The sequence below is a fragment of the Dokdonia sp. Hel_I_63 genome (assembly GCF_007827285.1).
Lineage (GTDB): Bacteria > Bacteroidota > Bacteroidia > Flavobacteriales > Flavobacteriaceae > Dokdonia.
Genome location: NZ_VISD01000001.1, coordinates 2,886,397 through 2,892,500 on the forward strand (window position 1 = coordinate 2,886,397; position 6,104 = coordinate 2,892,500).

Sequence of the window (6,104 nt, forward strand, 5' to 3'; positions counted from 1 at the left end):
AAACATTAAAATGGAAAATCGTAAACTGCCTAATGTAACCATATCTCTAGTATTAGGGATTGTATCATTCATAGCTTGCTGCTTCTCTTGGGGAATAGGAGGAGTTCTACTCTCTGGAATAGGCTTATTTTTAGCAAACAAAGACAAGAAAACATACTTACTATCACCTGATAGCTATGATAATTATGGACAGCTTAAAACTGCAAGAATTATCGCTATTATTGGTTTAGTTTTAGGTGTGCTGACACTATTAATGATAGTTGTAATGCTCGTTATGTTCGGAGGAATGGAAGGTTTACAAGAATGGCAACAACAACAAATGGAACAAGCTGGAATGGGACAATAGTTTTATTATTCTTGAATAAACATTAAACGCGTCTCACGACGTGTTTTTTTTATGCTAAATCAAAAAAGCCGTTAAGATTAATAATCTTAACGGCTTTTTACGTTAAAGCAATGTAGCTTTTTACTTTTCAAACTGCTTAAGCGTCTTGATTATTATATCAGTACAATCTAATAATTGTTCTTCTGTCATTACTAGCGGCGGTGCAAAACGAATAATGTTACCATGCGTTGGTTTTGCAAGAAGTCCATTATCACGTAGCGCAATACATATATCCCAAGCTGTTGAGCTATCTTCTGTATCATTAATTACTACAGCATTCAGTAGACCTCGACCACGTACTAGTGTTGCAATATTACTAGTATCTACAAAAGCTTGCATCTTCTCACGGAAAATTGTTCCTAGTTTACGAGCGTTCTGTATAAGATGTTCATCCCTTACAACCTCTAATGCTGCTGTGGCTACTGCTCCAGCTATTGGATTTCCACCAAAGGTAGATCCATGCTGTCCTGGCTTTATCACCTCCATAATGTGATCATTTGCTAGCACGGCAGATACAGGATAAGCACCACCAGATAGTGCTTTACCTAAGATTAAAATGTCAGGTTGTGCGTACGTGTCTTTTTGCTTTTCACAATGAGACTCACAAGAGCAATTACCACAAACTGCCAGTAAACCACCAGTTCTTGCAATTCCTGTTTGAATTTCGTCTGCTATAAAAAGTACCTCATGCTTATTACACAAAGCTTGCGCCTTACGCATATAATCATCTGCAGGAGTATAAACTCCCGCTTCACCTTGGATAGGTTCTACCAGAAAACCTGCTATATTTTTATGTGATTTAAGCGCATTTTCTAGCGCATCCACGTCATCATATGCTATTTTAATAAATCCTGGGGTATATGGTCCGAAGTTTTTACGAGCGCCTTCATCATTAGAAAATGAAATTATTGTCGTTGTTCTTCCGTGAAAGTTATTTTCACATACAATAATCTGAGCTTCATGCTCTTCTACACCTTTTTTCTCGTAAGCCCATTTTCGCGCAAGCTTTATAGCTGTCTCTACAGCTTCTGCTCCTGTATTCATAGGTAATAGCTTATCAAAGTCAAAATACTCTGTAGCGTATTTTTCGTACGGTCCTAAGGTATCGTTGTAAAACGCACGCGAAGTAAGCGTAAGTGTTTTTGCTTGTTCTGTCATTGCATTTACAATGCGCGGGTGACAGTGTCCCTGGTTTACAGCAGAATAAGCAGATAGAAAGTCGTAGTATTTTTTTCCTTCTACGTCCCACACATAAACGCCTTCTCCCTTACTTAAAACCACAGGAAGTGGGTGATAATTGTGGGCTCCATGCTTGTCTTCTAGTGCAATTGCCTCTTGTGAAGAAAGTTGATCAACAGTGGCCATAATAATAATATTTTAAAGATAGTAATCTGCGATTCCTGCTTTTCCAGAGATGGAAATGGGGAGAGAAATCATCCCATATAAGACCTCTAAATTACAAATTATAAAGGACGTGCAAAACCTTCTGAACAATTCAGAATTGTTCTATTTTTGCGCCTATGGGAAGACGTAAACAAAACAGACAGGTTTTTGAAAATATTAGTGTAACAGATGCAGGTGCAAAAGGTAAAGCTATCGGTCACGCGCCAGATGGAAAAGTAATTTTCATCAATAACGCAGTACCTGGTGATGTTGTAAACGTACAGACTACAAAGAAGCGTAAAGCTTATTATGAGGGAACGGCAACTGAAGTTTTAACGCTTTCGCGAAAGCGTACTCAACCTCAATGCGAGCATTTTGATGCATGTGGTGGTTGCAAGTGGCAACACATGGATTATAAATTCCAACTAGAATACAAACAGCAAGAAGTAGAAAATAACCTGAAACGCTTGGGTAAAATAGAACTTCCCGAGCTTACACCTATCGCTGGGAGCTCAGAGCAATACTTTTATCGCAATAAAATGGAGTTTGGCTTTTCTGACTCAAAATGGCTTACACTTGAACAAATAAAAAGTGATGAAGTCATTGAAGATAGAAACGCGCTAGGCTTCCATATCGCTGGGATGTGGGATAAAATACTTGATATTGATAAATGTCATTTACAACGTGATCCTAGTAATGCCATACGTAATGGTATAAAAGAATTTGCAACTGCAAATAATATGGCATTTTATAATGCCCGTAATCAAGATGGACTCCTTCGCACATTAATGATACGCACATCATCTAATGGTGAGTTAATGGTTTTAGTTCAATTCTTTAAGGAAGAAACTGAGAATAGAGAATTACTCCTCAACTATATAAAAGACACTTGGCCAGAAATAACTTCGCTATTATATGTAATAAATAGTAAAGGGAACGATACCATTTATGACCAAGAGGTTATATGCTTCTCTGGAAGAGATCATATTTTTGAAGAAATGGAAGGTCTTAAGTTTAAAATTAATGCCAAATCATTCTACCAAACAAATTCAAAACAAGCTTACGAACTATACAAAATCACACGAGACTTTGCTGGACTTAGTGGTAATGAATTAGTGTATGACTTATATACTGGAACTGGTACTATTGCTCAGTTTGTAGCCAAGAAAGCCAGAAAAGTGATTGGTGTAGAAGCTGTACCAGATGCAATTGAAGCTGCTAAAGAAAATGCAAAGCTTAATGGCATTGAGAATACAGAGTTTTTTGTGGGTGACATGAAGAAAGTATTCAATACAGAATTTATAAATGCCCATGGCGTTCCAGATATTATTATCACAGATCCTCCTAGAGATGGTATGCACGCAGACGTTGTACAGCAAATTATAAATATCTCACCAGAAAAAGTGGTGTACGTGAGTTGTAATAGCGCAACACAAGCACGTGATCTTGCGTTATTAGATGAAACATATAAAGTAACTAAGGTTCAACCTGTAGATATGTTTCCTCAGACTCATCATGTTGAGAATGTAGTGTTGCTTGAAAAGAGATAATATGAGAAAGCTACTTTTAATATTAATAATAAGTGCCAGTTTTGGACAGAGTTCTTGCGAACGAGATGATATCTGTGCAGAGACTACTCCCACTACTCCGTTACTTATTATTGAGTTTTATGATGTAAATAACCCAACATTATTAAAAGCTCCTAATAATCTAACGGTCTCAACAATTGTTAACGAAGAGGTAAATGAAGTATTAGCGCTCGTAAACCTAGAAAGTATAGAAATTCCTTTACGTACAAATAACGAACTCACAACGTACTCATTTACTATCAATACTGCCGAAGATGATGAGGAAGAAGCCAATACGGATGTTTTAACTTTCACTTATACCGTTACAGATGAGTTTGTAAATAAAGCATGTGGCTTTAGAGTGGTTTATGACGATTTACAAAATACAAATGATCCTCAACAAGATGGAGCATGGATACAAAATATAGATATTGAAAACCCAACGGTTAATGATCAAACTGAAGCACATATTTCTATTTTTCACTAGTATAATTCTCACCGTTTTCACCAGCTCTGTAAGAGCTCAAAAAACCTCTATAGAAAATACTGCTAGTGATTCTATTACTGCTCCTGCAGACTACTATGGTTTGCGCCTTGGTGTGGATATTTCTAAACCTATTAGGTCCTTTCTAGACGATAATTATAAAGGACTAGAACTCGTTGCAGACTTTAGACTTAAGAAGAATTATTATGTTGCTGCAGAAATAGGTAACGAAACCTGGAACTCTGACCTCCCTAATCTTGAGAATACCACTAGCGGAAGCTACATTAAAGCAGGTTTCAATTACAATACCTATGAAAACTGGTTTGGGATGAACAATCTCATTTACGCAGGGGTTAGAGCTGGTTTTTCAAGTTTTAGTCAAGAGCTAGAAAGCTATACAATTTATACCACAAATCCAGTATTTGGTGATGATACTAGGTCAATAAGTCAAGAATTCAAAGGTCTCAATGCAACTTGGCTCGAACTCAAAATTGGCTTAGAGGTAGAATTATTTAGCAACATTTACCTAGGGGTCAACGTACAATTAAAAAGAACTGTTACAACTACAGATCCAGACGGCTACTCTAACTTATATATTCCAGGGTTCGGAGAACTCACAGAAGGCACTCCTATAGGCGTAGGTTATGGATATACACTATCATATCTAATCCCTATTTTCAAAAAGTAATTATTTACGCTTTCGCGAAAACGGACTACTCCTCTTCCCTATCTAGATATTTAGCTTTTTTACTTCCCTCGTACATTTCATATTTGACAAGTCTGCTCTCTAAACTACCGTTGAAACATTTAATTTTTCTACTCGGTCTAAGTCCTACATGTTTTAATGATTCCATATTTGATGTAATCATCCAAGCGTGAGATCCAGGATATCCAGATTTAAGAGTGTCTCCTATTTCTTTATAAAATTCTTCCATCTCAATAGGTAAACGTTCCCCATATGGTGGGTTAAATACCATCTGTAAGAAGTCATTCCCTTCCTTTTCTGTCTTAAAAAAATTCTCTTCTCTTATAGTAACGAAATCAGATAGCTGAGCATTCTTAACATTCTCTCTTGCTTTCTCTACAGCAGATGGAGCTTTATCATATCCAGTGATGGTGTACCTAAAATCTTTAACTCTTTTTAAAGCAGAGGCTTCAATGAGCTCAAAGAGATCAACATCCCAGTCTCCCCACTTTTCAAAAGCAAATTCTTTTCTATTAAGATTTGCAGGAACATTACAAGCTATCATTGCAGCCTCTATACACATGGTACCAGAACCACACATAGGATCAAGAAAATCTGACTGTCCGTACCATCCGCTCATCATTATTAGCCCAGCAGCAAGTGCCTCATTAATAGGAGCAATATTTGTAGCAGTACGATAACCTCTATGGTGAAGAGAAGCTCCACTACTATCTAAAGATAGCGTACACCAATTATCTTGTATATGCACATTGAGACGAAGGTCTGGATGCTTTGTATCCACATTAGGCCTTACATTCTCTTCACGACGGAATTTATCTACAATAGCATCCTTGGTCTTAAATGAGATATACTGAGAATGGGTAAATGTAGGACCGCTTACGGTTGCATTTATTGCAAACGTAGTATTCACATCCATATATTTACGCCAATTAACTCGCTGCATGCGACGGTACAAGTCGTCTTCATTCATCACCCTAAATTCAGCAATAGGTTTTAAAATCTTGATAGCCGTACGACAGCAAAGATTTGCTTTATACATAAAGCCTTTATCACCTTCAAAAGAAACATTACGTACGCCTATTTGCACGTTACCAGCACCTAAAATACGTAGTTCTTCTGCTAATATATTTTCAAAGCCAAAAAACGTTTTGGCTACCATCTTAAAGTTTTGACTTGTCTCGCTCATATACCGCAAAAATACGTTAATTTTATCGCCTTAACACCGCAAAATACCTAACCATTTGTTAGCAATTATCTTACCCATTATCGCAGTTATTATTGGATTCACTATTGCGCTTATTTTTAAGCCTGTAGTAAATAATAGCATCAAGCTTTTGCTTTCATTTAGCGGCGCTTTTCTATTATCGGTTATCATATTTGAATTTCTACCTGAAGTTTATAATGAAAGCACAAATAATATAGGTATTTATATTATGGCTGGATTACTTGTTCAAATACTGTTAGAATTTGGTTCTAAAGGAGCTGAACATGGCCACATGCATCATCAGGATCAAGGGAGCTTCCCCTTCTTACTATTCGTAAGTTTGTGTTTACATTCTATAATTGAAGGTTTTCCCA

General features: G+C 36.8%; 7 protein-coding genes (1 of these 7 running past the window's edge). 5 read left to right on the top strand and 2 right to left on the bottom strand.

The features are described 5' to 3' along the window. Window positions 1-10: 10 nt before the first annotated feature. Complete coding sequence (locus JM84_RS12630) at window positions 11-346, top strand: CCC motif membrane protein (protein WP_013751611.1); 336 nt, start codon at window positions 11-13, stop codon at window positions 344-346. 120 nt (window positions 347-466) lie between these two features. Here the strand turns inward: JM84_RS12630 and rocD are convergent, their stop codons facing one another. Beyond that, complete coding sequence (rocD, locus tag JM84_RS12635; RefSeq protein WP_013751610.1) at window positions 467-1,750, bottom strand: ornithine--oxo-acid transaminase; 1,284 nt, start codon at window positions 1,748-1,750, stop codon at window positions 467-469. Between the two features lie 155 nt (window positions 1,751-1,905). On the opposite strand from rocD, the gene rlmD reads away from it, so the two are divergent. Genes rlmD through JM84_RS12650 form a run of 3 tightly spaced genes read left to right on the top strand, consistent with a single transcriptional unit; the run spans window position 1,906 to window position 4,508 of the window. Then, entirely contained in the window at window positions 1,906-3,318 is a 1,413-nt protein-coding gene (rlmD, locus tag JM84_RS12640; RefSeq protein ID WP_144784637.1) for a 23S rRNA (uracil(1939)-C(5))-methyltransferase RlmD, read from the top strand. 1 nt (window position 3,319) lies between these two features. Continuing rightward, window positions 3,320-3,823: a DUF6452 family protein gene (locus JM84_RS12645; protein ID WP_144784639.1), complete on the top strand. Its 504-nt coding sequence runs from the start codon at window positions 3,320-3,322 to the stop codon at window positions 3,821-3,823. Then, window positions 3,786-4,508, top strand: a complete 723-nt coding sequence (locus JM84_RS12650) for a DUF6048 family protein (RefSeq protein ID WP_144784643.1) — start codon at window positions 3,786-3,788, stop codon at window positions 4,506-4,508. The genes JM84_RS12645 and JM84_RS12650 overlap by 38 nt, the downstream gene beginning before the upstream one ends. Before the next feature lie 25 nt (window positions 4,509-4,533). Here the strand turns inward: JM84_RS12650 and JM84_RS12655 are convergent, their stop codons facing one another. After that, entirely contained in the window at window positions 4,534-5,685 is a 1,152-nt protein-coding gene (locus JM84_RS12655) for a class I SAM-dependent RNA methyltransferase (protein WP_144785213.1), read from the bottom strand. 82 nt (window positions 5,686-5,767) lie between these two features. On the opposite strand from JM84_RS12655, the gene JM84_RS12660 reads away from it, so the two are divergent. Continuing rightward, window positions 5,768-6,104 carry the 5' portion of a ZIP family metal transporter gene (locus JM84_RS12660; RefSeq protein ID WP_144784645.1) on the top strand. Its footprint extends 332 nt past the window's final position, so only the first 337 of its 669 coding nucleotides appear in the window; its start codon is at window positions 5,768-5,770; its stop codon lies off the right edge, out of view.